Annotated in this window: 25 protein-coding genes; 20 read left to right on the top strand and 5 right to left on the bottom strand. The window is 32.7% G+C overall.

Annotation, left to right across the window (positions count from 1 at the left end):
- Positions 1-13: 13 nt before the first annotated feature.
- Complete coding sequence (locus tag IMCC3317_RS17040; RefSeq protein ID WP_160130692.1) at positions 14-754, bottom strand: glycosyltransferase family 2 protein; 741 nt, start codon at positions 752-754, stop codon at positions 14-16.
- 100 nt (positions 755-854) lie between these two features.
- Here IMCC3317_RS17040 and IMCC3317_RS17035 point away from each other — a divergent pair, with 100 nt between their 5' ends.
- The 6 genes from IMCC3317_RS17035 (at position 855) to IMCC3317_RS17010 (ending at position 7,709) form a co-directional block, all read left to right on the top strand.
- Positions 855-2,288: an ArnT family glycosyltransferase gene (locus IMCC3317_RS17035; RefSeq protein WP_160130691.1), complete on the top strand. Its 1,434-nt coding sequence runs from the start codon at positions 855-857 to the stop codon at positions 2,286-2,288.
- A gap of 267 nt (positions 2,289-2,555) precedes the next feature.
- The gene (locus tag IMCC3317_RS17030) at positions 2,556-3,533 is read left to right on the top strand and encodes a polysaccharide deacetylase family protein (RefSeq protein ID WP_160130690.1); all 978 of its coding nucleotides are present in this window, start codon (positions 2,556-2,558) and stop codon (positions 3,531-3,533) included.
- Positions 3,534-3,536: 3 nt separating this feature from the next.
- Positions 3,537-4,463 carry a GNAT family N-acetyltransferase gene (locus tag IMCC3317_RS17025; protein WP_160130689.1) on the top strand — a complete coding sequence of 309 codons (927 nt, stop codon included), beginning with the start codon at positions 3,537-3,539 and terminating at the stop codon, positions 4,461-4,463.
- A 1-nt stretch (position 4,464) separates the two neighbouring features.
- Positions 4,465-5,328, top strand: a complete 864-nt coding sequence (locus IMCC3317_RS17020; RefSeq protein ID WP_160130688.1) for an FkbM family methyltransferase — start codon at positions 4,465-4,467, stop codon at positions 5,326-5,328.
- Between the two features lie 199 nt (positions 5,329-5,527).
- Positions 5,528-6,577: a glycosyltransferase family 4 protein gene (locus IMCC3317_RS17015; RefSeq protein ID WP_160130687.1), complete on the top strand. Its 1,050-nt coding sequence runs from the start codon at positions 5,528-5,530 to the stop codon at positions 6,575-6,577.
- On the top strand, positions 6,570-7,709 hold the full coding sequence (locus tag IMCC3317_RS17010) for a lipopolysaccharide biosynthesis protein (RefSeq protein WP_160130686.1): 1,140 nt from the start codon (positions 6,570-6,572) through the stop codon (positions 7,707-7,709). The genes IMCC3317_RS17015 and IMCC3317_RS17010 overlap by 8 nt, the downstream gene beginning before the upstream one ends.
- A gap of 236 nt (positions 7,710-7,945) precedes the next feature.
- Here IMCC3317_RS17010 and IMCC3317_RS17005 read toward each other — a convergent pair whose 3' ends face one another.
- Entirely contained in the window at positions 7,946-8,779 is an 834-nt protein-coding gene (locus IMCC3317_RS17005) for a 2OG-Fe(II) oxygenase (protein ID WP_160130685.1), read from the bottom strand.
- Positions 8,780-8,936: 157 nt separating this feature from the next.
- Here IMCC3317_RS17005 and IMCC3317_RS17000 point away from each other — a divergent pair, with 157 nt between their 5' ends.
- The 4 genes from IMCC3317_RS17000 (at position 8,937) to IMCC3317_RS16985 (ending at position 11,759) form a co-directional block, all read left to right on the top strand.
- A complete protein-coding gene (locus tag IMCC3317_RS17000; RefSeq protein ID WP_160130684.1) occupies positions 8,937-9,986 on the top strand; it encodes a hypothetical protein in 1,050 nt (349 codons plus the stop codon).
- Between the two features lie 231 nt (positions 9,987-10,217).
- On the top strand, positions 10,218-11,111 hold the full coding sequence (locus IMCC3317_RS16995; protein ID WP_160130683.1) for a DnaJ C-terminal domain-containing protein: 894 nt from the start codon (positions 10,218-10,220) through the stop codon (positions 11,109-11,111).
- Positions 11,108-11,404, top strand: coding sequence for a chaperone modulator CbpM (locus tag IMCC3317_RS16990; protein ID WP_160130682.1), 297 nt, complete (start codon positions 11,108-11,110; stop codon positions 11,402-11,404). Before IMCC3317_RS16995 ends, IMCC3317_RS16990 begins: the two co-directional genes overlap by 4 nt.
- A gap of 199 nt (positions 11,405-11,603) precedes the next feature.
- Positions 11,604-11,759: a hypothetical protein gene (locus IMCC3317_RS16985; RefSeq protein ID WP_160130681.1), complete on the top strand. Its 156-nt coding sequence runs from the start codon at positions 11,604-11,606 to the stop codon at positions 11,757-11,759.
- Between the two features lie 200 nt (positions 11,760-11,959).
- Here the strand turns inward: IMCC3317_RS16985 and IMCC3317_RS16980 are convergent, their stop codons facing one another.
- A complete protein-coding gene (locus tag IMCC3317_RS16980; RefSeq protein ID WP_160130680.1) occupies positions 11,960-13,570 on the bottom strand; it encodes a glycosyltransferase family 39 protein in 1,611 nt (536 codons plus the stop codon).
- Positions 13,567-14,688, bottom strand: a complete 1,122-nt coding sequence (locus IMCC3317_RS16975) for an SGNH/GDSL hydrolase family protein (protein ID WP_160130679.1) — start codon at positions 14,686-14,688, stop codon at positions 13,567-13,569. Before IMCC3317_RS16975 ends, IMCC3317_RS16980 begins: the two co-directional genes overlap by 4 nt.
- Positions 14,689-14,820: 132 nt before the next feature.
- On the opposite strand from IMCC3317_RS16975, the gene IMCC3317_RS16970 reads away from it, so the two are divergent.
- From IMCC3317_RS16970 to IMCC3317_RS16940, 7 genes are all read left to right on the top strand, one after another.
- The gene (locus tag IMCC3317_RS16970; protein ID WP_160130678.1) at positions 14,821-15,900 is read left to right on the top strand and encodes a radical SAM protein; all 1,080 of its coding nucleotides are present in this window, start codon (positions 14,821-14,823) and stop codon (positions 15,898-15,900) included.
- A 66-nt stretch (positions 15,901-15,966) separates the two neighbouring features.
- A complete protein-coding gene (locus tag IMCC3317_RS16965; protein WP_160130677.1) occupies positions 15,967-16,941 on the top strand; it encodes an SGNH/GDSL hydrolase family protein in 975 nt (324 codons plus the stop codon).
- Positions 16,941-18,461 (top strand): B12-binding domain-containing radical SAM protein, encoded by a 1,521-nt coding sequence (locus IMCC3317_RS16960; RefSeq protein ID WP_160130676.1) that lies wholly within the window; start codon positions 16,941-16,943, stop codon positions 18,459-18,461. Before IMCC3317_RS16965 ends, IMCC3317_RS16960 begins: the two co-directional genes overlap by 1 nt.
- 11 nt (positions 18,462-18,472) lie before the next feature.
- Positions 18,473-19,129, top strand: coding sequence for a methyltransferase (locus IMCC3317_RS16955; RefSeq protein ID WP_160130675.1), 657 nt, complete (start codon positions 18,473-18,475; stop codon positions 19,127-19,129).
- Between the two features lie 29 nt (positions 19,130-19,158).
- Positions 19,159-20,100, top strand: a complete 942-nt coding sequence (locus IMCC3317_RS16950) for an acyltransferase family protein (RefSeq protein ID WP_160130674.1) — start codon at positions 19,159-19,161, stop codon at positions 20,098-20,100.
- 12 nt (positions 20,101-20,112) lie between these two features.
- Positions 20,113-21,306: an SGNH/GDSL hydrolase family protein gene (locus IMCC3317_RS16945; protein WP_160130673.1), complete on the top strand. Its 1,194-nt coding sequence runs from the start codon at positions 20,113-20,115 to the stop codon at positions 21,304-21,306.
- Between the two features lie 14 nt (positions 21,307-21,320).
- Positions 21,321-22,148: a TerC family protein gene (locus tag IMCC3317_RS16940; RefSeq protein ID WP_160130672.1), complete on the top strand. Its 828-nt coding sequence runs from the start codon at positions 21,321-21,323 to the stop codon at positions 22,146-22,148.
- A gap of 143 nt (positions 22,149-22,291) precedes the next feature.
- Here the strand turns inward: IMCC3317_RS16940 and IMCC3317_RS16935 are convergent, their stop codons facing one another.
- Complete coding sequence (locus IMCC3317_RS16935) at positions 22,292-23,290, bottom strand: SGNH/GDSL hydrolase family protein (RefSeq protein WP_160130671.1); 999 nt, start codon at positions 23,288-23,290, stop codon at positions 22,292-22,294.
- Positions 23,291-23,476: 186 nt separating this feature from the next.
- On the opposite strand from IMCC3317_RS16935, the gene rplM reads away from it, so the two are divergent.
- The 3 genes from rplM to rpsB all read left to right on the top strand — a co-directional run bounded on the left by rplM (position 23,477) and on the right by rpsB (position 25,440).
- Complete coding sequence (gene rplM, locus IMCC3317_RS16930) at positions 23,477-23,932, top strand: 50S ribosomal protein L13 (RefSeq protein WP_160130670.1); 456 nt, start codon at positions 23,477-23,479, stop codon at positions 23,930-23,932.
- 1 nt (position 23,933) lies between these two features.
- Entirely contained in the window at positions 23,934-24,320 is a 387-nt protein-coding gene (gene rpsI, locus IMCC3317_RS16925) for a 30S ribosomal protein S9 (protein WP_160130669.1), read from the top strand.
- A 169-nt stretch (positions 24,321-24,489) separates the two neighbouring features.
- Complete coding sequence (gene rpsB / locus IMCC3317_RS16920; RefSeq protein WP_160130668.1) at positions 24,490-25,440, top strand: 30S ribosomal protein S2; 951 nt, start codon at positions 24,490-24,492, stop codon at positions 25,438-25,440.
- Positions 25,441-25,443: the final 3 nt, after the last annotated feature.

The following is a 25,443-nucleotide window of genomic DNA, read 5'->3' as shown; positions in this document are numbered from 1 at the left end:
TTAAAGATACTGACTATTTGAAGATTTGAAACGACATGAGTTTCTTTTTGTGTAAAAAATATTGAACTGAAACTTTCAAAACGCCCAAACCATACGTCATACTTCGTTGAAAATTAATAGATGAACTTTCTTCGGAATATGTGGTTGGACAGGTAATTTCGGCAATTTCAAAACCTTTGTGAAAGATTTGACACAACATTTGATTATCAAAAATGAAATCATCTGAATTGTGTTCTAAGTTCAATGAATTTAATACTTCCGCAGAAAAAGCTCTGAAACCTGTATGATATTCGGATAACTTTTGACCAATTACTATATTTTGAAATAAAGTCAAAAAACGATTCGCAATATATTTATACATTGGCATGCCGCCGCGCAATGCGCCTTTTCCTAAAATCCGCGATCCCATTACTACAGGATACACATCATTTGCAATCAAATATGCCATGGAATGAATCAATTTTGGCGTGTATTGATAATCAGGATGCAACATAATAATAATATCGCCTTCTAACGATAAAGCCTTCCTATAACAACTTTTCTGGTTTGCGCCATACCCTTTATTTTCATCATGTTTCAATACATGTATGATGCCTAATTCTTTCGCAACTCGAAGTGTTTCGTCAGTACTATTATCATCCACCAAAACGACTTCATCAACAATATCAAACGGAATTTCTTCGTACGTTTTTTGCAGTGTTTCCGAAGCATTATACGCAGGAAGTACAACGATTACTTTTTTAGTTTGAATCATGAATTTTGGCTTATTTGCGCTTAAAACGCAAAAAATATTCCTATTCTTTTACGTTCGACAATTTAACAACTATATTTATATACGCAAAACAAAACCACCATTGAAATTACATAAATTCACCACTACTTTTTACGGGAATTTGACGCTTTTTAGCATTCCAATACTATTTATTTTCATCTTGAGAATAGCTGGTTTTGATGGCTTATATGGACAAGATTCCTATGAATATTTGCGCTATACAAATGCTATTCAAGAATATATTTCTGGCGGAATTCATCCTGGAAATTATTTTTGGCCTGTATTATATCCAACATTAGGAAGTTTGCTCGGTTTTATCTTTGGAAGCGCATTGGCGTTGCAATTGATAAGTTGCGTGAGTTTTTCAATTTCGTGTGTTTACATTTTAAAAACGATTCGATTACTCTATCCAAATTCAAAATTTGACTTTTTTTACGTGTTGATTTTTGCAGTTTTTTGCCCGTTTCTATTAAAAATGGGCTTGATTGTCATGTCAGACGCATTAACGTTGGTTTTTGTAGTCTTAGCATTCTATTTTTTTTTTAAATCATATTATAAAAACACAAACCTTGCACCTATTTTCATCTTTGCAATGTGTGCGTTCATGACGCGTTATGCTTCACTTTTCATAACATTTCCGATCATCGTTTATTCTTCGTATTTAGTAGTAAAAAGAAGAAAATTTCAACAACTCATTATCGCAACATTATTAAGTTTAATTGCTGCAATTCCATTTCTCATTTTCCAATGGGGCGCATTATTTGAAGCTTCTTCTAACTACTTTTTAAAAGTTTGGTCGGTTGCAAATTATTTTAAATCGAGTTTTGCTACAGAAGACGGCACAACTAGTTATATGTTCCCAAATTTGATCTACACATTATATGTTTTCTTTCATCCTGGATTTATTTTTATAGGATTTATTCTGAGTCTCATCTCACTAAAAAATTATAAAACACTTTTTACATTTCATCAAAAAATGCTGCTCATTTGTAGTGCGTTGTACATTTTCTTTTTGGCAGGAATTCCGTTTCAAAACCCACGAATTCTCGGTTTGGTATTTCCGCTGATATTAGTTTTATTATTTCCCGCTTTTACAAAATTGATGGAAATAAAGCTCATCAAACGATTTTTTATTCCAGTCGGAATTATCTGTGTCGTATTACAATTGATCTTTTTTACAATGACTTTTAAACTGATTTTCGAACGTACAATTATAGAAAAAGAATTGGCGACACTAATAAAACCGTATCAAGGAGAAACTTTATACAGTTTTGATGTAGATTTGGCAATGCAAGGTCGTGGACTGGATTTTAACTATAAAAACATGTATTTAGAACGCTATCAAGATTTTTCTAAAAATGATTTAATTCTGTTTGATCCGTCACGTTATAAAGTGCAATGGAACGGTAAAAATCCAATGTTAAACTGGGAATTTATTGAAAAAAATTACAAGTTGAAAATTTTAGAAATACATCCTGAAGGATGGAAGTTATATCAGATTAAAACTAAAAAATAATATCAAATATTATAAATAAATACAAGACGTCAGTTCGAGTGTTTTATTAGAATGAAATGAAGATAAAATGTATCGAGAACAGCTTTTGAACATCAATTTACTTTCTGACTTAAAAGCACTTCTCGATACAATTTTTCTTTGAAAAATCACTCGAAGTGACGTATTGAAAAATATAATAATAAATAGATTTCAAATCACATTTTGACATTAACTCAATGTGTTTGCAGAATAACATTAAAATCTAAAATACCAAAAAGTATGCTTTGGATGCGTATCAAATATCGATTAGGATTAATTTACAAAACCATTTTGTTCAAACTTGGTTTAGGGAAATTGCTATTGAAAAATCGCTATGGTGAACGTATTTTGCTGTTTCATGGAATTGATGCAATTGGCGAAACAAAATACAATAGTCGTTTTATTTCAAAGGCGTTTTTTGAGGAATTTATCAAATATATTACGACACATTATAATGTGATCTCTTTGGATGATTTCTATCAGAATAAATTCAAAAAAGGCACCTTAAATATTGCCATTACGTTTGATGATGGTTATTTGAATAATTATAAATATGCAGTTCCAATTCTAGAAAAATACAACATTCCTGCATGTTTTTATATCACAACAATTCACGAAAAAGCACCGTATTTATGGGCAGATTTTCTAGATTTAGTTTCGTATCACACAGAGAAAACATCAGTAGTTTTTGAACGGAATTTGTATCAAAAAAGCGCAAAAAAAGAATTTATCTGGAATAAAATTTCTATAAAAAATGTTGCCAAAGCATTGCCTTACGATGTTTTGAAAATGATCTATCAAGTTTTTGAAGATGATTGGAAAGCATTACCAACAGAAGATTTGAAAGATTATTGGAAACTCATGAACGCAAAACAAATCAAAGAAATTGCAGACAATCCGCTATTTACAATTGGCGCACACGGCGAAACACATGCAAGTCTAATTGATATTCCATTAGCAGCTGCAAAACAAGAAATTTTAAACAGTAAAAAACAATTGGAAACTATTTGCAATCAGCCAATTACAGAATTTGCGTTTCCGTTTGGTTTTTACAATCAAGAACTAGCTGATTATTGTTCCGAAATAGGTTTTGAACGCCTTTTATTAGTCGATTACAACACAAAAGAAGATGTCAAAAACGAAGCGTGGAAGAATCGTTTTGTAATGAATCCGTACATTTCTTTGGAACAACAATTGGCATGTTTACTAAAAGGTTCTTATTTTTAACATATGATCTACAAAGAAATATATCGTCTCAAACGAGTTGACAACAATGATTTTCCAGCAATCAAAGAATTGTTCTGGAAAGTCTTCAAGAAAAAGGTTTCATTACAGTATTTACAGAACAAATACAATACGTCATATTTAGGTATAAATTACATTTGTAGCATTGCGTATTGCGACAAAATTCCCGTTGCTTTTTATGGTGCGATTCCTCAAAAATTTAAGAACAATGAGCGTGAGATATATATAGCGCATTCGAGCGACACGAGTACATTGCCAAATCATCAGCGAAAAGGATTGCAAAATGCATTGGCAAAATTCGCATATGAAATCATGAAGGAAAACGACATTAAATGTATATGCGGATTTCATAGTGAAAACTCATATCGAAGCACTAAAAAATTGGGTTGGAAAGAACACGAACGGATGCAGCGATTTCACGTAAAAGTCCCAACGTTTCCGTTAGCAAAAGTGCTGAATAAATTTCGTTGGAATAACTTCTACGATCTATTTTTTAAAAAGAAATTCTCGCAAGATGCAATTGATAAATTAACAAGTGAACACAAAGAAAAGTACCGAATGAAATTTACAAACGACTTTGTAGCGTATAAGAATAGTTTCAAAAGTCATTACTGTATTGAGATTGATGATTGCGTATTTTGGGTGAAAATTCAAGCAATCATTCATGTTGGATTGTTCTATGCGCCATCTGCGGAAGCGTTACAAAAAGCGATCAAAAAATTACAACGAAAAGCATTTTTCTTAGGCATTACAGAATTTCTTTTTCAAGTAGATGCGACTTCCACAATGGCAAAACAATTACAAACAATTGTACAACCAAAAGAATCTTGGTTAGTTGGATTTTTAGACTTTGATCCTGAAATCGATTTAAAAGATTTTATATTTACCTATTCAGATTTAGATACGTTTTAACATGAAAATTCAACTCAAAAATCACACATTTCAGATAGATCCTGGTCAAAATAAATTGCATTGGAAGCACATTAATTCTGGCGATTGGGAACCAAATACGTTTGCAATTTTTGACAAATTCATCAATGAAAAATCTACCGTTTTAGATATTGGCTCTTGGAGTGGCGTTTTAACTTTGTATGCTGCAAAAACTGCCAAAGAAGTGCATGCGCTCGATCCTGATCCTGTGTGTTTTAGTGAATTGGAAACGAATATTTCTTTAAATCCGGCTATAGCCGAAAAAATAAAAACGTACAAAACCGCTATTTCAAATACGAAAAAAACTGTTCGTTTGTCTGCACGTGAAGCTTATGGAGCTTCTTCAAGTAGTATTTTAGAACGAAAACGCGACACCGAAAACTCGTTGGAATTAGAAACGATTTCTTTGTTTGATTTTTTAGAAAAGGAGCAAATTAAACAAGTAGATTTCATTAAAATGGACGTTGAAGGTGCCGAATTTAAAATTTTACCAACTATTGGAAAAGCGCTAGAAAAGTTAAAATATCCAACCTTATTTGTATCGTTTCATTATAGTTTTTTAAACGAACAATTATATCACAAAAACATTCCATCTGTATTTTTGAATAAGCTTTTGATACGACTCGAAAACACGTTTGGGTTTTCATTATTTAAAAAGAAAATTCGAAAGGAAATCGCAAATTTGTATGACGATGTAAAAGCATATACATACATTTATAAAACCAACGGCACACAGATTTCGTTTGAAGATTTACAGCGCAAACCAGAATTGATTAAAGAAACAGATTTGGTGTTTACGAATGTGGAGTGGAACACTTCCGCTCCGCTCCGTGTAACGGAAAAATAATAACGAAACTTCAGTTCGAGTGATTTTCGATAGAAAATTGTATCGAGAACATTTTGAAACTAAAAAGCAGTTCTCGATACATTTTATCTCCATTTCATTACGATAAAACACTCGAACTGACGTATTTTGAATAACTAAAAACAAAGAGATAGATTCCCAACGAGTTTATCTTGAGCGGAGTCGAAAGGCGGGAATGAAGATGAAAACAACGAATCAACATATCGTATTTTTAACACCAGGTTTTGCGGAATCTGAAAGTGATTCTACCACAATTCCTGCATTACAAGTTTTTTTAAAATCATTGCGAAAAGCGTTGCCAAAAGCGAAATTAACGTTGCTTACATTTCAGTTTCCATTTACGAAAAAGAAATACGATTGGCACGGAATTGAAGTCATTCCGCTAAACGGACAAAACAAAAAGTTAAAGAAATTGTGGACTTGGAAAAAAGCATCTAAAACACTTGAAAAATTACACAAAAAGAAAAATATTGATACAATTCATAGTTTTTGGATTGGCGAATGTTCACGAATTGGAGAACGTTTTTCACAAAAACATAACATAAATCATGTCGTAACTGTTATGGGACAAGATGCTTCGATTGAGAATTCGTATGCGAAAAATTTGATCAATTCAAATGCAAAAATGGTGACGCTTTCTGAGAATCATCAAGCAGAATTATTAAAAACTTATAATTTAGATTCAACTATTATTCCGTGGTATTTGGATGTTGCTGAATTTCCAAAATTACAAGAAAATACAATTGATATTTTAGGAGTTGGCTCATTGAATACAATCAAAAATTATTCAGATTTTATCGAAATTATTTCAGCCATAGCGAAAACATATAAAAACCTCAACGTTGTCATTATTGGCGATGGCACATTGAAAACTGAAATTGAAACTGAAATTGAAAAAGAAGGTTTGCAAAACACTATTACACTTTTGGGAAAACTACCAAGAACCGAAGTTTTAGAAAAAATGGCGCAAGCAAATATACTATTACACACAAGCTTTTACGAATCGTTTGGGTTTGTGTTTTTAGAAGGTTTATATTCAGGAATGCAACTTGTTTCGTATGATGTTGGACTCGCAAAAACATCAGAAAACTGGAACGTTGGCAACAGTAAAACCGAGTTAATTGAAGCTTGCAAAACACTTCTTTCGACAGAAATAAAAACTAAAAATCGCATTGAATTGAGTTCAGAAAAACAATCTATAAACGCATATCTAAATTTGTATTATGCGTAGATTGATCACTATCGGAATGAACACAATTCGCGGATTTGCTAGTCCTGCATTTAATTTTCTGATTGTGGTTTTCGGTGTAAAAATCTTTGGAAAAGCTGATTGGGCGAGTTTAATCAACGTCATGTTATGGGTTTTCTTCGCAACATTTATGTTCGGTTGGGGAAATAGAGATTACTTACTCCGAAAATACAGTCAAGAACCCGGAAAAATGTATCATGCATTTTTTAGCAACTTTTTGTCAAGAAGTTTACTGTTACCTTTTGCACTTTTATTATTGTTGTTTTTTCCTTTTGAAATTGCCTTTTGGGCGATTTTACTCGTAGTATTAACATTTACATATTCGTCATTAAGCACATTAGTTGTATATCATCAAAAATTTAGTGCGCAATTATTGGCAGAAATTATAGCATTTGCAATCATTTTTGGAAGTATTTTTTACGTGGAAACGTTCAATTTAGAAACGTTTTTAAAAATCTACACCATTGCAATTTCTATTAAATTAGTAACCTTAAGTTTGCAACTAAATTTCTGGAAAGAACGATTTTCTGCAACGATTTCCATACAAGAGTTTAAAGCTGGATTGCCTTTTTTCATTCTCGGATTGAGCAGTTGGCTGATTTCAAAAACGGATATTTATGTGGTAGATTTTTACTTAGAAAAATCGCAATTAGCAGAATACCAATTACTAATCACAGCATTTTTAATGTTACAAGCATTGGCGGCTTATATTACAATTCCGTTTACAAAACATGTGTATCGTGTGTCGGAAGAAGTTGTACAAAAGATCAAATATAAATTGTATGCAGTTTCAATTCCGTTGACTATTTTTGGCGGATTTTCCATTTGGTACATCATGGAATATTTTGTAAAATTAGGTTTTTCGTATGAATATTATATAGTTGGCGGATTGATTGCGTTGCCTTGTTATTTCTACACATTGAATATTATGGAACTCATGAAAAACCATAAAGAACGCACCATTATTTACATTAGTTTCTTTGGCTTTTTTGTAAATATTAGCTTGATTTTCCTCCTGATTGAAACCTACGAAATTTTAGGTATTTTAGTAAGTGTTTGCATTACGCAATGGATTGTGTTGTTGGTTTATAAAGTATATAGGAGGTTTTCGTAAATATTGATTGAAAGATTAAAAAATTTAAAGATTTAAAGTTTTAAAGTTTTTAGTTTGTTTGTTGGCACGTGTTGAAAACTAAGTTAAAAACGTCATAGCGAATGAAATGAAGCTATCTTTTTATTGATAAACAGATTACTTCGTCGCAAACTCCTCGTAATGACGAAAAGAAAATATTTGTGAATTCGTAGGCGATTTTTAAATCTTTGAATTCTTTAATCTTTCAATCAAAAAAATTATTTCTTTTTTTGAAAAAAATTCAACACTTTACTCACAAAATCGTCATTGATTCCTAAAGTTCCTTTGAGCCACGTGTAGATTGCGATCATTTTTTTATCAAGCCAAATAAAAACAGCTTTGAAACCATCATTTGGACGCGCACGATAATTGGTAGCTCTTCGTTTGAATGAACCCGATTTTTCTTCCGTAAAGTAATATAATGCAATCGATTTTCGCGTCACATTATCTGGACATTGCATCGGATCAGGAAAACCGTGATACGAATCTTCATCTGTATTGAAAATGACGATTCTGTTGAAAATCGGTTCAATTTTTACAGCACATTTCGACATGTCTTTTTCCCACAATTCCAAATCGCCACCAAAAGAAGTTTCCCAATCTTTGTTGAGATACACTAAAACATTTACGCGACGTCGCCACGTTTTTTTGTGTGGATGTACGGTAAAATCTGCATGAATATTCAAATATCCGCCATTTTCACTTTGATGAATTCCGCCGCCTTCAATGGTTGTATCAGGTAATAAATTAGAAATTCCCGTAAGGTTTTCAAGATATTGAATGAATTCGGGCGAATTTAATTCTTTGATAATTCCGTCACGAATAAATTCGGGAATCAACTCTAGTTTATTCAGTCCATGTTTTTTTTCATTCACATGTACATAATGAATCCAACCTTTATCTTTGATTTTCGGAAATACGTTCAATGCTTTTTCGGCAGCAGCCGTTTCTAAAAAATCATCAAAAATAATATGCGAATACGGCGAAGCTTTTTGATACTTTTCTGTATCCGTTGCTAAGGTTGTATTCCACTTTGAATAATCAAAAATCATATAGTTTGTTCGTAAAATGCGAGCGTAAATGTACTAAAAATATATGTTTGCCATTTTTTTATTTGTCCGCTTGGCGCGATTTAACTTATTAAAATTACAAATACCAGTTTTTTTGTTTCTAGTATATTTTTAGTTCCTTTGTTTCAAACTTATTCTTATGAAATATATACGTCTTGTTTTGATCAATGTAGCCGTTTTTTTTGGACTTTTATTGATTTTGAGTATTGCTGCGTATTTTATAGAAGCCAATCGGATTAAGACATTTTTCACTTTTACTGCGCCAGCACAAGCAGTGTATTTTCAACCAGATTCTATCGCAATTTTTATTCACAAACCTAATATTCATCTTTTGGATAATTGGGGAACGCCAGAAGAGAAAATTTCCACCGAAAGACGCACTAATAATTTAGGGTTTCGGGAAGATGTTGATATTGTGGAAAAGCAACCGAACGAATATCGAATTTTGGTTACTGGCGATTCGCATACCGATGGAGTTTTGAAACACAATACTGAATCTTTTATTAATATTTGGGAAGAAAAACTGAATGCTTCCGATAGTATATTTCAGTACAATTGTATGAATGGCGGCAGTGGTTTTTACACGTTTCGAAATTATCATGGCTTTTTAAAAAAGTATACAGATTTGAAACCCGAAGTATTTTTAATCAATGTGTTTACAGGAAATGATTTCCGAGAAGCGGCTATTTTTGAAGATGATCGCACGAGTGTTTCCAATGTTTATAAAAGTGTTTGGATGCGCTTCCGCAGAAAGTTTCAGTCAAGCGATCAAAAAGCAATTCCGTATAATCAAGGATTGGAACAAACGCTGTTTTTTGAATCGTTTCCAGCAGAAAAAGAACGCACAATGCAATTGGCGCAACAGTATTTATTGAAGATTCAAGAAATATGCAAACAGGAAAACATTCGATTGATCGTAACTTTATTGCCTTCCAAATTAGATGTAAATCCAACGTTTCGAAAAGAAGTACAAACACTTCACAATTTGGATGATGCAACGATGAATATCAACCAAGAGTTATCAAAAAAATTGGCTGACTTCCTTAGTAAAGAAAATATTGAATTTTTCGACTTGAAACCTGCATTACAAAACGCAACCGAAAAAGTATATTGGGATCAAGATTTACATATTAATGAAAATGCGCATCGTATTATTGGTGAGTTACTTTATGAAAAGGTGATTTTTTGATTATTACTTTTTTCTTTATCATTCTAAATCATCTGCTGAACTTCATTCAGTATCAATTCAGAATCTTATGTGTGTTTTTTGTAATAATTACGGAAACTCTCATTGCATACGTGTAATCTTTGTTTTACTTTTATAAGAAATAACCAGCGTTCGGGATTAAAATTTCATATATAAACTATCTATCTCAATTTTCTGTGTATGACAATCAAGAACTAAAACAACATAAAAATAATGGCATTTATAGATTATTATAAAATTCTGGGCATTTCAAAAACCGCATCTGAAAAGGAAATTAAAACTGCCTATCGCAAACTTGCTCGAAAATATCATCCTGATTTGAATCCAGATAATAAGGAATCTGAGCTAAAGTTTAAAGAAATAAACGAGGCAAACGAAGTGTTAAGTCACGCTGAAAACCGTAAGAAATATGATAAATACGGAGAAAATTGGAAACATGGCGAAGAATATGAAAAAGCCCAACAGCAACACAAACGGCAATCTCGACAGCAATCAAGTGCGCAAGATTTTTCGAATGAAGAATATTCAGATTTTTTTGAATCTATGTTTGGAGGCGGAAGATCATCTTACAGTCAAGCCAATAGAACAAAGTTTAAAGGACAAGATTATAATGCGGAATTACACCTGAATTTAAAAGATGTTTATACGTCTCAAAAACAAGTTTTGACTGTCAACGACAAAAAAATAAGGCTTACAATTCCCGCAGGAGTTGAAAACGGACAAGTGATAAAGATTAAAGGAAAAGGCGGATTAGGAGTTAATGGCGGTCCAAATGGCGATTTGTTTATCAAATTTATAATCGAAAATCACACAGAATTCAAACGCGAAGGCAATAATTTATATCAGAATGTTGAGCTGGATTTATACACTTCTATTTTGGGTGGCGAACTAACCGTAGCTACTTTTAACGGAAAGGTTAAACTTAAAATAAAGCCTGAAACGAAAAATGAATCGAAAGTAAAATTGAAAGGAAAAGGATTTCCTAAGTATAAAAAAGAAGGCGTATTTGGCGATTTAATTATTACGTATCATATAAAAATACCAACAGATTTAAGTGAAAGAGAAATAGAGTTATTCAAAGAACTTCAAAAAATAAAAGCCAAATGAAAGCACAACATTTAATACCGACACAAACCATTTGTTCACATTATAACATTGAAATTTCATTTGTAGATGCTTTGAACAAAATGGGACTTATTCACATAGAAATTATGGAGCAAGTTCAATGCATTCATCAAGATCAAATAAGTGATTTAGAAAAAATCATAAGACTTCACAACGAGCTAAATGTCAACTTAGAAGGCATTGATATTGTGTTTAATTTGCTACAAAAGGAAATGGAGTTGCGAAATGAATTAAATACCTTAAAAAACAGGTTGAGGCTTTATGAGAGTGATTGAAGTTATTTCTGTGTTGTTGTTTTGAAATAAGTGTTTGGATTATGATTCATTATTGAAATTGTATGTAATTGTGGAAAACCGTAACATATAATTATTTTCTTGTTTTACTTTTATGAGAAATAATAGGGATTCCTATGATACCAATTTTTTATTCATTGTGGAAAACATTAAAAAGGAAAATAATTAAAATTTAAAACAAATGGCATATAGAATAGTAAATGCGACGACTCTTACTGATTTAGAAAAGAATGTAACCAAATTAATGGATATAGGGTTTGTACCTGTTGGTTCGTTTAAAGCGAATGGGAAAATTAATTTTCATGGAACAAATTATTACCAAGCTATGTATAAATAATTTGAGGAGAAGTTATCAGTAAACTTGTTTTATGATTAAAACATTACTGCAATTACATATGATTACTAGAAACTATACTGAACAGGAACATAAAGGTTTCTTTATTTGAGAATTACCCTAAGTTCAGTATCTATATTAATTAAAATCAATTTTAAAGTACATAAGCAGATAGGATTAATATTAAAAAAGTCCTAAAGCCACTACTCCAAAATCCCATCATTAAAAACCAAAAACATAACTCCATCACCAGGCAACCAACGTGAATATTCATATTCCTTAACAACTTTATCGTCTTTAGCAGGTTTAAAAACTAACATATAAACTGGAGTTACATCTTCCCACCATTTTTCTTTTTCTTCTGAGAAGAAATTCCATGTGACATATTCTACGCCGCCTTGAATCTGATTTTCAGGAATTCCTGAAGCTGTAAGTTCATTTAGTGCATTCCAACGTGTGCGATTCCAAGATAAATAATCGTGTGTGGCACAAACTGAAAAAAGTGTGAGTAATCCTAAAAAGCCAAAAGCGAAATATTGATACATTTTTTGTGGAACTTTTTGTGAATTCGCACCCAAAAACACAATCGCAATTGGAAACAACGGCAATAAATATCTGTCGTATACGCCAACAATTAAAAATGGCGTTAAATACACAACATAAAACACAAACGATAAGACTACGATTGGCGAAACTTCTTTTTTCTTAAATGCTGAAATAATTAATGTTCTACAATGGAAAATCAACGCAACACTTGAAAACACACCAATTGCTGTCACTATTTGCCAAAACAATTCGGGCGCACGTGGCGATGGACTTGTCGTAAAGTTTCCTGCGTGATCGGCTAATGTGGTTGGACCAACGCCGAAATCAATCCAAATATTATCTAAACTTGGCAATATTTGCCCGATTTTAATTAAAATAGCTGTAACGAGAACTGTCCAAACGATTGTCCAAATTTTATAACCTTTAAATTTGTAACGATTTATGTAAAATAGATGAATTGGCGCTAATAAAAATCCAATGTACGCCATACATCTAAAGAAATATGTAAACACGAGAATCAGTATGTTTTTATCTACATTTTTGATGTTTTCTATCAATAAACCAAACTTAGAATTGTATCGTTCCTGCAACAAATCATTCGTTTCCATGAAATAGGAAAAGATCAATGAAAAGACAATTAAAAAGAATACTGGAGCGATCGCTTTCGCGAGATTTTTCACAGTTCGTTTCTTTGTCAATAAAATAGTTAGCAGAAAAACAATCGGGAAAACCCACGCTAATTGACGAATTGTAAATGCCCAACAACAAAAGAAAATTGCCCAAATAATAGGTTGCCAAGTGTCAGTTTTGATCGCTTTCGCGAAAAAGTAAAATGCCCAAATGGTTACGCAATAAAAAGGAATATCCGTCATGAACGAAAACGACAACGAGAGAAATATCGGATTCATCATGCATAAAACCGTTCCGAATAAAGCAATCCAACGAGAAATATTAGCGAGTTTACAAAGTTCGTAAATTCCAAGAATTGTGGCAAATCCCATAACCAACGTTGACCAACGCAAAACGGTAAATGAAAACCCAAATATTTTGGTAAAGAAATAGCCGTAATACACATGTCCGACCAAGGTCATTTCTCCCCAATTGTAAAGTTTTAAATAACCATCTTCAACTAAAGTTTTGACAGATTTCCCATAACACCAATCGTCATTCAGTGGGAAATCACCTGTTGGATTTATGATAAAAATCACCAACAACCACAAAAGTAGTAATCCAAATTGATCTTGGTGTTTTTTAAGAAATTTGATCATTTTTTATAGTAGCTAAAATACGATTCAATATGTTTTTTCGCGAATGCATTTCCTGCTTCGCTCCAATGTCCGTCACAAGATAAAAATAATGCTTTATATTCTTCTTCTGTGAAGTTTTCTGTTTTTGGCAACAAGTCTAAATATTCAACATTAATGCTGTCACAAACTGCTTTGAGTTCTTTTCCTAACGGATTTTTTCCGTGTTCACGATATGCCTTAATTTCTTTCTCAATCGGAATACTATAGATCATTACAGGACGATTTCCTGCCAGTTTTTTAATTTCTTCAATTGTATATCGCATCCGATTGAATTGCTTCTCAGAATAGTTGAAATAACTTGGCACTTTGGAAGCTTCCAACAGTTTATCTTGCGGGATTGCTTTTACTCTTCGCATGACACGCATATAATTATACATATTATATGAGTTTGTAAAGTTCTTTAAAACCTTGTTGATGAAGTTTTGCTTTCGTGGCAACGCTTTAGATTTGTGAATACTATCCGTATGATATACCATTTCAAAGTTTGGATAGTTGCCTTTTAAAAACGGACGATATCTGTCACTTCCAAATCGCAAACCAATTTCATAATCGTCATCAATAAAATCATTGGAAGGTAAAATTCCGACTAAAACTGCTTCATGTGTATATTCTCGCGCAAGCGTTTTATATAACATAAAATATTGTGTAGGCCCAAAATTTCCTGCTAATCCGTAATTGAGGTGTGGAATTGCTGTTTCTTGTTCAAGTAAATTTGTCAAGCGATCTTCCACTTGCACGCCAATTCCTTCCGTGAACGAATCGCCTAATGCTACAACTCTTTTGGTTTCAGCAATTACTTCTCGTTCTGCATCGCGAAAGCCTTTTGAATTTGATTCATACACAACATCAAAACAATATTTCTTCTGTCTGTACACATCATTTGGCAAATGAATTGTGCCAAAATCTTCATTCAAATCAAACCAAAAATTCTGTGTATTTTGAAACGTATACGTTGGCAATTCTATCTTTATTTCTGCTGTGCGAATGTAGATTGCGAGTACAATTTCGAGCAAAATAAACGTAATCCCGAAAATGATAATCAGGTTTTTGAGCGGTTTGAAAATATACTTTTTAAGCAAAATGGTTCTTTTGGGAATTTGATCAGTTCAAACAAATATACAGTCTCTGCGAGAAGAATCTTTATTCACACCAAAAAAAAATTAGAAATCCCTTGATACTTATGTATCTTTATCAAAAATTACAATTCATCGATGAGTTCTACATTGCTTAAAAATATTAACAAAAAGTACGCACCACAAAACTATCTTTTTTCTCCTGAATGGATTGTTCTTGGCGTGAATAATGTTTGTAATTTGCATTGTAAAATGTGTGATGTTGGCACAAAAAGTTTAGATACTAATTTTGCGCAAAATTTAGTAGGAACACATCCAATTAATATGCCTTTGCCTTTGATTGAAAAAATTATTGACGAAATGGCATTGCATTATCCAAAATCAAAATTGGGATATGCATTTACAGAACCTTTGGTATATCCGCATTTAAAAGCTTCTTTGGAATATGCCAAAAAGAAAAATGTACAAACGTCGATTACAACAAATGCATTAACGTTAAAACAGAAAGCAAAGATTTTAGCTGAGAATAATGTTACAGATTTATACATTTCCTTAGATGGACCACAAGATATTCACAACGAAATTAGAGGTCATAAAAAATCGTTTCAAAAAGCTGTGGAAGGCATCGAAGAATTATTGCGTTTGCAACCAAAAGCTTCGATTTCTATATTTTGCGTGATTACTGAATGGAATATTGGCTATTTAAAGGAATTTTTAGATTTTTTCAAGGAATATCCGTTAGGTCAAATTGGGTTTATGCATTCAAATTTTACGAAACAACATATTGCGGATACGCACAATGAAATTTGGGCACAATCTTATCCTGCAACAGCTTCTAACGTAGATGAAGTTAATATTGATAATTTTGATTTAGACGTACTTTGGCAAGAAATTTCAGAAATTAAAGCAGCCAATTATAAGTTTCCCGTGAGTTTTTCTCCAGAAATAGCTTCCAAAGAAAAGCTTCATGAGTTTTATCACAAACCAGAAAAAATCATTGGAAAAATGTGCAATGACGTTTTTACCAATATCATGATAAAATCTGACGGAAGTGTGATTCCTGCACATGGAAGATGTTATAATTTAACACTCGGAAATATTTACGATGAAAATCTAAAGCAAATTTGGAATGGTCGTGTGCTAAAAAAATTCAGAGCAACATTACATGAAAATGGCGGTTTATTGACTGCCTGCAGTAGATGTTGTAGTGCTTTTTAGTAAAGGCTTTATTAAAGCAAAAAATCTTAAATTTTCGCTACATTTCAAAAAGTTTATATGACTTCAATGAAGAATCTAAAATTTAAAATTATTTCCATCGGAATTGGGCTTTTACTCAGTCTATTTTTGGGAGAAATTGTTGCCAGAGTCTATTTTTTTGGTAGCGCGGCGTTTTCATATTCACGCACAAATTCGTTTGGAATTTTAGATAATTCAGGCTTGCTGAAATATTCCGATTCAGATGAATTGACTTATGAATTACTTCCAAATTTAGACACCAAATACAAACTTGCCGATTTTCATACCAATGCTGAAGGTTTCCGTGGTCGGTATGATGAAGTATATCTAAGTGATAAAAAGATTGCTGTTTTGGGTGATTCATTCACCATGGGAACTGGCGTGCATGAAGAAGAAATGTATGTTCCACAAACAGAAAACATGTTGAATAAATCAGCTACAGAATTCAACTATAAAGTATTCAACTATGGCGTTTCTGGTTATGCGTTGACAAATTATATAACGATTTTAGAACGAAATGCCTTAAAACACAATCCAGATTTGGTGGTTATTGGGTTTTGTGCTTCTAACGATCATTATCGTATTGGCACCGATTTTTCTATGGACGATTTTACCATTAAACCAAGAAAAAATGTTTTTTGGGATTCGTATTTAAAGAAACTACTCAGCATCAAACTAAAATCTCAAAAACAGAAACCAATTGTATATGAAGCTGAACATGTGCAATATATGGACGAACAGTTTCAAATATTTCAAGATATTTTAACCAAAAATAATAGCAAAGGACTCGTTTTTTATATGGATTTGGTGTATGATTCAGTTCGCGTTCAACAAATTCAAGCATTAGCTAAAAAAAACAATTTACTGTTTTTAGATGTTTCTGAGTTTTTTCAAGATAAAAATCTATTCAACTATATTGTGAACGAATTAGATCCGCATCCGAACGGAAAAGCGAACCAAATCTTTGCAGAGAAGCTTTCAAGTTATATTTTAGCCAATAGAAATGACATATTCAACAACTAATGGGAAATAAAATCATCATATTCAATCCAAGAAGTGCCAATGCAAAGCATCGATTGCCGAATACTATTATTCAAGTTGGTGCCGCAATTCATGGAAAATATGAATATGTTTTTGTTGATGGAAACATGGAAACGGATCCGTGGGAAAAGATTTCTAATTATTTTGCTACGGGCGAATACAAGTATTTCTGTCTCACAGTGATGCCTGGACCACAATTGAAACAAGCAATTCCGTTTGCTCGAAAGATTAAGGAATTGTATCCAGAAGCAATCAATATTTGGGGCGGATATTTTGCTTCAAACCAATATAAACCTTGTATGAATTCTGGGTATGTGGATTATATTATTAATGGCCCTGGCGACAATACGTTTCCGCAATTATTAGATGTTTTAGAAGGGAAAAGTGACGAAAAACTCATGTTGATTCGCAACTTGATTTTTAAAAATGAGGAAGGCAAAATTGTGCAAACCGTAAAAGAAGCATTGCTCGATCAAGATTCATTACCGCAGTATCCGTATGAATATTTCAACACGTTTTATCCGTTAGAAAATTATTTGGCAAAGACTTTTATGGGAAGAAGAACATTTGCGTATCACTCAAGTATGGGTTGTCCGTTTAGTTGTTCTTTTTGTGCGGTTGTGCCAATTTACAACGCAAAATGGAAAGCAAAAGCTGCACCGACAGTTTATAAAGATATAGAATATTTCAAAAAAGAGTACAATATTGACGCCGTAGAGTTTCACGATAATAACTTTTTTACGTCCAAAAAACGTGTGATGGAATTTTCCAAACTCGTCATAGATGACAATATAGAATGGTGGGGCGAAGGACGAATTGATACGATTAATAAATACTCCGACGAGGAATTACACTTAATGCGAAAAGCAGGTTGTCGGATGATGTTTTTGGGTGCAGAAACTGGAAACGATGAAGTGTTGAAGCAGATGAATAAAGGTGGAACACAATCTGGTCAAATGATTAAAGATTTTGTGAAACGCATGAAAAATGTCGATATTATTCCTGAATTATCGTTTGTGTTAGGTTTGCCTGGACCAAACGAAAAGAAAGTCTACGAACAGATTTTATGGGATATTAATTTTATTCGTGAGATAAAAGCAATTAATGAAGATGCGGAAATTATTATTTATTTGTACAGTCCGGTGCCGACAGAAGGTTCGGAGTTGTATCAGCAAATTGTAAACGCAGGTTTTTCATTTCCAGAGAAATTGGAAGAATGGATTGAACCAAGTTGGGAAAAATTCGATTTGCGAAGAAATCCGCTAACGCCTTGGTTAAAACCGTATATGATTGATACGATTCAGAATTTTGAAACGGTGCTAAATGGCTATTATCCAACTGCTTCCGATTTCAGAATTAAAGGCTATAAAAAATGGTTGCTGAAATTAGTTTCTGGTTATCGTTTTAAATATGGTTGGTATAAATTTCCGTACGAGATTAAAGTTTTACATAAAATTTGGAAATATCGTCAGCCAGAAATTGAAGGTTTCTATTCAGAATAATTCTCAGAAATATGTTTAAGAAACTTAAAAAAATCATATTTCCTGTTGCGAAATTCGCCTTTGACAAATATACTTTGAAACAACGAAGTTATACATATGAAGGCATTGAAGTCAAGATCAGCGCAGAAGTATTTCCGCCACATTTTACGTTAAGCACAAAAATTCTGCTCGATTTTATAAAACCATTAAATTTAACCAATAAAACCTTTTTAGAACTCGGTTGCGGCTCTGGAATTATTTCCTTGTTTGCGGCTTCTAAAGGTGCAAAAGTGATTGCTTCTGATATTAATCAAATTGCAATTGGCGAGTTAAAACTCGCTGCTATCAAAAATGAAATTGATGTAACTATTGTCTATTCTGATTTGTTTGAAAATTTAGTTGATAAAACATTTGAGTATATTATTATAAATCCGCCATATTATCCAAAAGCACCGAAAAATGATAAAGAACGTGCTTGGTTTTGCGGAGAAAATTTCGAGTATTTTGAAAAATTATTTGCCCAACTTCCACAACATATTGCTCCAAATACGTGGATGATTTTATCAGAAGATTGCGAAATAGAACATATTAAACAACTCGCTTCTAAAAACGGACTTTCGTTTGCACTTATTTTAGAAAAAAGTGTTGTCAAAGAGAAAAACTATATCTTTAGTATTCAAAAATTATAACCGATTTGCAAAAAACTTCGCGGAATATATTGCTCGATATTTTAAAAGTCATTGCTTCACTTTTTGTGATTGGCACACATTGCGGCTTTTTGTTTGAATATAGTGAATTAGCATCTCAAATTGTTACAAACGGAATTTTCAGAATTGCCGTTCCGTTTTTTTTCTGTGTGAACGGTTTCTTTTTATTTACTGTATTTAAAAATAATCGCATACAAACTTGGACAAAACGCGTTGGTATTTTATATCTCATTTGGATGTTGATTTACAGCTATTTTTGGGTGTATTTAAATGACTTTAATTTGTTAAAAATTATTTCAACATTCCTATTTGGTTTTAATCATTTATGGTATTTGGCTGCGCTCATCCTTGGCGGATTGGTATTGTATCAACTTCGGAATGCTTCAAACACGCTATTAATTATAAGTGCTTTTATTCTATTTTTGATTGGAATCGTCATTCAATATTTAGGACAACTTCATGTATTTTCACAACAACCAATATTAGATAAGTTGATTAATTATCCTCCGTTACATCGAAATTTTTTGCTATTCGCATTACCACTTTTAAGTATTGGTTATGTGATACGACGCACAAATTTTCATACGAAACTCAGCAAACAATTTGTCAAAAATTTACTCATTATAAGTTTAACACTTTTAATTGCAGAGAATTTGATTACGTATTATTATATAACTGGCGAAGCAATTCTTAACACCTATATTTCTTATGTATTCTTGGCTCCAGCATTATTGATTGCAGCGTTTACGTTCAAAATTACCTCCAATTTGAATAGTAAATTAGTATCGTCATATTCAATTGCAATTTACTTAGTGCATCCGTTAATTATTTTTTTAATTTATAATGTAGTTTCTTTGTCGCCCACAGTGAGAACATTTGTAACTATTGTACTTTCTGTGATTGCAAGTTATTTGTTGATTCAACTGAACAAAAAATTGAAGTATATTTTATAAACTGTTTTATTCGTGAAAAGTAAACTCAAATTTGCCTATATATTATTCAGAAATGTGCTCATCATTTTTCTTTTGTTAGAAATTGGATTGGGAATTTTTTACAGTTATCATGATGAAAGTGGAATTGATGGAAATACTGAACGCATTATTGCTTCTGGCGCATTTGATGGTTTGGAAGATGAAACTGTCAAAGAAATTTTTAGAGAACTTCGTCAACAAGACATGCAATGGGAACCATATTTGCATTATCGTTTTAAACCGATGAACGGAAAACACAATACAATTTACGAAAATGGGCGCCGAAAAACAGTAAATCTCAGCTTGAAAGATTCGGCGACAGCCTTAAAAATATTTTGTTTTGGCGGTTCTACCATGTACAGCGCTGGCGCACGCGATGCACATACAATTCCGTCTGAATTATCAAAATTGATTCACACAAATTTTCCCGATCAAAATGTAGAAATTACTAATTTTGGGTGTCACGGATATACGCGTGCTACAGAGAATATTCAGCTTCAGCGAGAATTGATTAAAAACAATATTCCTGATATTGTCATTTTTTATGATGGCGTAAACGAAGTCATTTCGGCACATCAAAACAACGAAGCCGGATTGCCATCAAATGGGTATAATCGGAAGAAAGAATTCAAACTTGCACACAATTACAAGAAACGCATTAAATTGATGATTACGTCTAGTAATTTATACCGATTTATCACAACATTGCAACGAAAACTCTTTACAAATTCGGCATATATACAACTCGGCGAACGTTCGGATGCGTTGGCAACAGACATTGCTGACACGTATGTAGGTTACGTAAAAATTTCAAAAAGTTTAGAAGACAATTACAATTTTAAAGTGTTCAATTTTTTACAGCCAGTAATTTATTCAAAAGAGAACCTAACTGAAGCTGAACAAGGTTATTTTCGCGATCAGCAGTATTATGAAAACCTATATGACTTGTCGTATGAAACGGTTCGGAAAAATTCGTTGATGAAAAATGATAGCACTTTTATAGATATTAGCGATGTGTTTGATGCTTCTGACAAAACGATTTTTAGTGATTTTTGCCATACTGGCGAATTAGGAAATCAATTGGTCGCTGCCAGAATGTTTGAATATTTAAAACCTGAATTAACACCAAAAACAACCGAAACTGTAATAGTACCAGAAACTGAACAACTAACAAAAATCAATAACTAATTATATAAAGAAACATGGAACAACTTTTAACCTTAGATAGTCTTTTTACCTTATTTATGCTTGTCTTATTGCAAGCTGTTTTAGGATTTGACAACCTATTGTACATTTCGTTAGAATCGCAAAAAGCACCAAAAGACAAACAATCATTCGTTCGAAAAATGGGAGTTGGTTTGGCTATAATTTTACGAATTGTATTATTATTTGTATTGATAAAATTGATTTCTTTTTTCCAAGAGTCATTTTGGAATGTCAGTAATGAAGTTATTGGATTCAAATTTAACGGACACAGTCTTATTGTATTGGCAGGTGGCGTTTTTATCATTTACACCGCCGTAAAAGAAATTTGGCATATGATGTTGATGAAAGAACATGCGCAGAATGAAGGCACTAAAAGTAAAAGATCTGTAAAAAGTGTCATTACTTGGATTGTGGTGATGAACTTGGTATTCTCGTTTGATTCTATTTTGAGCGCAATGGCATTAACAAGCGACATGGAACAAACACCACAAATAATTTTAATGACAATTGCCGTTATTTTAGGTGGATTATTGATGATTGTAATGGCGGATAAAGTATCCAACTTTTTACAAAAGAACAAAATGTACGAAGTATTGGGATTATTTATTCTGTTCATTGTGGGAATCATGTTGCTGTCAGAAGGCGGACATATTGCACATTTAGAATTTTTTGGAAACAAAGTAACGCCAATGAGCAAAGCAACGTTCTACTTTGTCATTATTACCTTAGTAATTATTGATATTGTACAAGGTCGTTACCAGAAAAATTTATTAGCTAAGAAAGAAATGCTGGAAAAAACTGTTGAGAAACAGGAAGAAGTGTAAGAATGGTTTTCATACACAGAATTCGTCAGATCGAGTGATTTCTGACAAGAAATTGTATCGAGATCCACTTTGAAGTTGTAAATGATTCTCGATACAATTTTTCTTTATTTCATTTCGAAAAATTACTCGAATTGACGTTTTGATTAAAAAGAAATCTCAGTCTGCAAAAAATCACGCAACACCACATTTCCGTTATCATTAATATGTGGATCGTTGGCAAAATACAAACGATAATTTTCTGTGTCGTTTGCTTGAAAAGTTTCTAAAGGATTTAATTGTGTCACATTCGTGAATGCTTTTAAATCCTTTTTTGCTTGCGCGAAGAATGGATAATTTAGTTGTTGAACAGTTGTTTTATCATCAAAAGTTGCTCCTAATTGATTCAAATTATTTAAGTAATAATCATTCACTTGCGAGCAATGTGGAATCCACACCAAATACACAGGAATATCTTTTGGAATCGTTTCTAGGAAAGTTTGCATATAACCCAACCAAACATCATAACGTGCTTTAAAAGGCTCTTTTAGCAGCAATGTATTGTTAAAAAAAGAACGATCAAAGTTTAAAAATCGTTTGGTGCGTTCATCATAAAAATCAATAGAAAAATCGTCGGTTGCCATTGTGTGCGTTCTACTATTTACGCGCGGACTAAAAACGGTTGCTTTGTGATTCAAATATGATAAACTTAGAAAATGATCGGAAGCTTCCCAATACAAATTTCTGGCAACAGAAAACTTTTCCCAACTCCATAAATGATTTACGTCAACCAAATCGTTTCCAACATAAATTTGATAGATTATAGCTTTCGGCTGATGTTTTTTAATTTTTGCTTTCGCGAAGGTATTCACTTGCCGAACTCCAATTCCTGGAACACTCACGTTTACAAATGATGCTTTCGGATTCTTTTCTCGTAACTTATCTATATAATTAATTTCTTTTGCTGTAGCCGAAAACGAATCGCCAAACACTAAAAAATCTACGGAAGTATTTGCCAAGTCAGTTTCAGTATTCAAATGAGCGGTTTCTGCTTTATAAAAATCAATTACCGAATATCTATATAAAACTTCAAACAACACAAAAGTTACCACTACAACAATCGCTGTATTAATAAAAAACTTCTTTATTTTTGGCAAAAATTTCATTCATAAAAGTTTCGATAAAGATAGTAGTAAAATTGCTTTTTTGAGACATTTTTTAAAATATTGAAAACCAATACGTTTATCTAATTTCAGGATTCTTCCCAATGTATTTGTTATCTAAATAATAAATCTTACCTTTGCAGACTCTTTTTAAGAGATAGGAATGTTTAATAATTAAATAAATTTAGTGTGGACACATTAAGCTACAAAACAATTTCAGCGAACAAAGCTACTGCAGATAAGCAATGGGTTTTGGTTGATGCTGAAGGACTAACGCTAGGGCGTATGGCTTCTAAGGTAGCAAAACTACTTAGAGGTAAGTACAAGCCTAGCTTTACACCACATGCTGATTGCGGAGATAATGTTGTTATTATCAATGCGGAGAAAATCATCTTAACTGGAAACAAGTGGACTGACAAATCTTATATTCGTCACACAGGTTATCCAGGTGGTCAAAGATCACTAACAGCTACGGAACTTTATGACAAAGACCCAGCAAAATTAGTGGAAAAATCAGTTAAAGGAATGTTACCAAAAAACAAATTGGGTAGCGCATTATTCCGTAACCTAAAAGTTTATGTTGGACCAAAGCACGATCAAGATGCGCAAAAGCCAACAACTATTAACTTAAATGATTTAATGTAACATGGAAGTTATTCACAAAATTGGTCGTAGAAAGACGGCTGTTGCTCGTGTATATGTTTCTCCAGGAACTGGGAACATTACCGTAAACAAGAAATCGTTTGAAACGTATTTCCCAACACCAACATTACAGTACAAAGTAAAACAACCGTTCGCTTTAACAGAAACAGTTGATGCTTACGATGTAAAAGTAAATGTATTTGGTGGTGGATCTACTGGACAAGCAGAAGCTGTTCGTTTGGCAATCTCAAGAGTATTATGCGAGATTGATCCTGAAAACAGATTGGCACTTAAACCAGAAGGATTACTTACAAGAGATCCAAGAATGGTTGAACGTAAGAAATTTGGACAGAAGAAAGCTCGTAAGAAATTCCAGTTCTCGAAACGTTAATTTTTGTCGTTTTTCGAAAAAAACGTACAGTTCATTTATTATTGAAATTAAAATAATGTTGTCGTTGTTTCGCATACAGCGGAAATTAGTTTAGCATCTAAATAGATAAGACCAATGCAAATTGCTACTCATCTATTGCTAATTCAACGAACGTAAACTATTTACAAAAATGGCAAATAACATAGAAGTTAAAGACTTACTTGAAGCAGGTGTACACTTTGGACACTTGACAAGAAAATGGGATCCAAACATGGCGCCGTACATCTACATGGAGCGCAATGGAATCCACATTATCAACTTATACAAGACTGTTGCTAAAATTGAGGAAGCTAATGAAGCTTTAAGAAAAATTGCAGCATCTGGTAGAAAAATACTTTTCGTAGCTACGAAAAAACAAGCAAAAGACATTGTTGCTGAAAAAGCAGGGAAAGCTAACATGCCGTACATCACTGAAAGATGGCCAGGTGGAATGTTAACTAACTTTGTAACGATCAGAAAAGCCGTTAAAAAAATGGCTACTATTGACCGAATGAAGAAAGATGGAACGTTCCTTACTTTATCTAAGAAAGAACGTTTACAGGTTGATCGTTTAAGAGCAAAATTAGAAAAAAACTTAGGTTCTATCAACGATATGACGCGTCTTCCAGGTGCATTATTCATAGTTGATATCAAACGTGAACACATCGCAATCAAAGAAGCTCAGAAATTAAACATTCCAATTTTTGCAATGGTTGATACAAATTCTGACCCAAGAGAGGTAGATTATGTAATTCCTGCAAATGATGATGCTTCAAAATCGATCGAGAACATTTTAACGCACGTTACTGATGCAGTTATCGAAGGTTTATCTGAGAGAAAAGCTGAAAAAGATGCTAAAAAAGTTGAAAAAGAAGTAGCTGCTGCTCCAAAGGCAGAAGCGAAACCTGAAGCAAAAGCTGAAACTAAAGAAGCTCCGGCTAAACCTGAAGTAAAGGCAGAAACCAAAGAAGTTACAGCTAAAACTGAAGCAGAAGCAAAACCTGAAGTAAAGGCAGAAGCTAAAGAAACTCCAGCTGAAACTGAAGTTGCTGCTCCAAAAGCTGAAAAGGAAGCTCCAGCAAAAGAAGAAGATAAAAAATAATTA

This window comes from Kordia antarctica, from assembly GCF_009901525.1.
In the GTDB taxonomy this organism is placed as follows: domain Bacteria; phylum Bacteroidota; class Bacteroidia; order Flavobacteriales; family Flavobacteriaceae; genus Kordia; species Kordia antarctica.
The sequence above is the reverse complement of the archived record's forward strand: the minus strand, read 5'-3'. Positions and strand labels throughout refer to the sequence as shown.

What these genes read in the sequence shown, in the direction of transcription:
- IMCC3317_RS16970 (WP_160130678.1), top strand. Translation starts at nt 14,821, where the DNA reads ATGAGTTCTACATTGCTTAAAAATATTAACAAAAAGTACGCACCACAA.
- IMCC3317_RS16965 (WP_160130677.1), top strand. Translation starts at nt 15,967, where the DNA reads ATGAAGAATCTAAAATTTAAAATTATTTCCATCGGAATTGGGCTTTTA.
- rpsB (WP_160130668.1), top strand. Translation starts at nt 24,490, where the DNA reads ATGGCAAATAACATAGAAGTTAAAGACTTACTTGAAGCAGGTGTACAC.
- IMCC3317_RS16935 (WP_160130671.1), bottom strand. Translation starts at nt 23,290, where the DNA reads ATGAAATTTTTGCCAAAAATAAAGAAGTTTTTTATTAATACAGCGATT.
- IMCC3317_RS17020 (WP_160130688.1), top strand. Translation starts at nt 4,465, where the DNA reads ATGAAAATTCAACTCAAAAATCACACATTTCAGATAGATCCTGGTCAA.
- IMCC3317_RS17040 (WP_160130692.1), bottom strand. Translation starts at nt 754, where the DNA reads ATGATTCAAACTAAAAAAGTAATCGTTGTACTTCCTGCGTATAATGCT.
- IMCC3317_RS16995 (WP_160130683.1), top strand. Translation starts at nt 10,218, where the DNA reads ATGGCATTTATAGATTATTATAAAATTCTGGGCATTTCAAAAACCGCA.
- IMCC3317_RS17005 (WP_160130685.1), bottom strand. Translation starts at nt 8,779, where the DNA reads ATGATTTTTGATTATTCAAAGTGGAATACAACCTTAGCAACGGATACA.
- IMCC3317_RS16940 (WP_160130672.1), top strand. Translation starts at nt 21,321, where the DNA reads ATGGAACAACTTTTAACCTTAGATAGTCTTTTTACCTTATTTATGCTT.
- IMCC3317_RS17015 (WP_160130687.1), top strand. Translation starts at nt 5,528, where the DNA reads ATGAAAACAACGAATCAACATATCGTATTTTTAACACCAGGTTTTGCG.
- IMCC3317_RS16990 (WP_160130682.1), top strand. Translation starts at nt 11,108, where the DNA reads ATGAAAGCACAACATTTAATACCGACACAAACCATTTGTTCACATTAT.
- IMCC3317_RS16955 (WP_160130675.1), top strand. Translation starts at nt 18,473, where the DNA reads ATGTTTAAGAAACTTAAAAAAATCATATTTCCTGTTGCGAAATTCGCC.
- IMCC3317_RS17025 (WP_160130689.1), top strand. Translation starts at nt 3,537, where the DNA reads ATGATCTACAAAGAAATATATCGTCTCAAACGAGTTGACAACAATGAT.
- IMCC3317_RS16960 (WP_160130676.1), top strand. Translation starts at nt 16,941, where the DNA reads ATGGGAAATAAAATCATCATATTCAATCCAAGAAGTGCCAATGCAAAG.
- IMCC3317_RS16985 (WP_160130681.1), top strand. Translation starts at nt 11,604, where the DNA reads ATGGCATATAGAATAGTAAATGCGACGACTCTTACTGATTTAGAAAAG.
- IMCC3317_RS17030 (WP_160130690.1), top strand. Translation starts at nt 2,556, where the DNA reads ATGCGTATCAAATATCGATTAGGATTAATTTACAAAACCATTTTGTTC.
- IMCC3317_RS17010 (WP_160130686.1), top strand. Translation starts at nt 6,570, where the DNA reads ATGCGTAGATTGATCACTATCGGAATGAACACAATTCGCGGATTTGCT.
- IMCC3317_RS16980 (WP_160130680.1), bottom strand. Translation starts at nt 13,570, where the DNA reads ATGATCAAATTTCTTAAAAAACACCAAGATCAATTTGGATTACTACTT.
- IMCC3317_RS17000 (WP_160130684.1), top strand. Translation starts at nt 8,937, where the DNA reads ATGAAATATATACGTCTTGTTTTGATCAATGTAGCCGTTTTTTTTGGA.
- rpsI (WP_160130669.1), top strand. Translation starts at nt 23,934, where the DNA reads ATGGAAGTTATTCACAAAATTGGTCGTAGAAAGACGGCTGTTGCTCGT.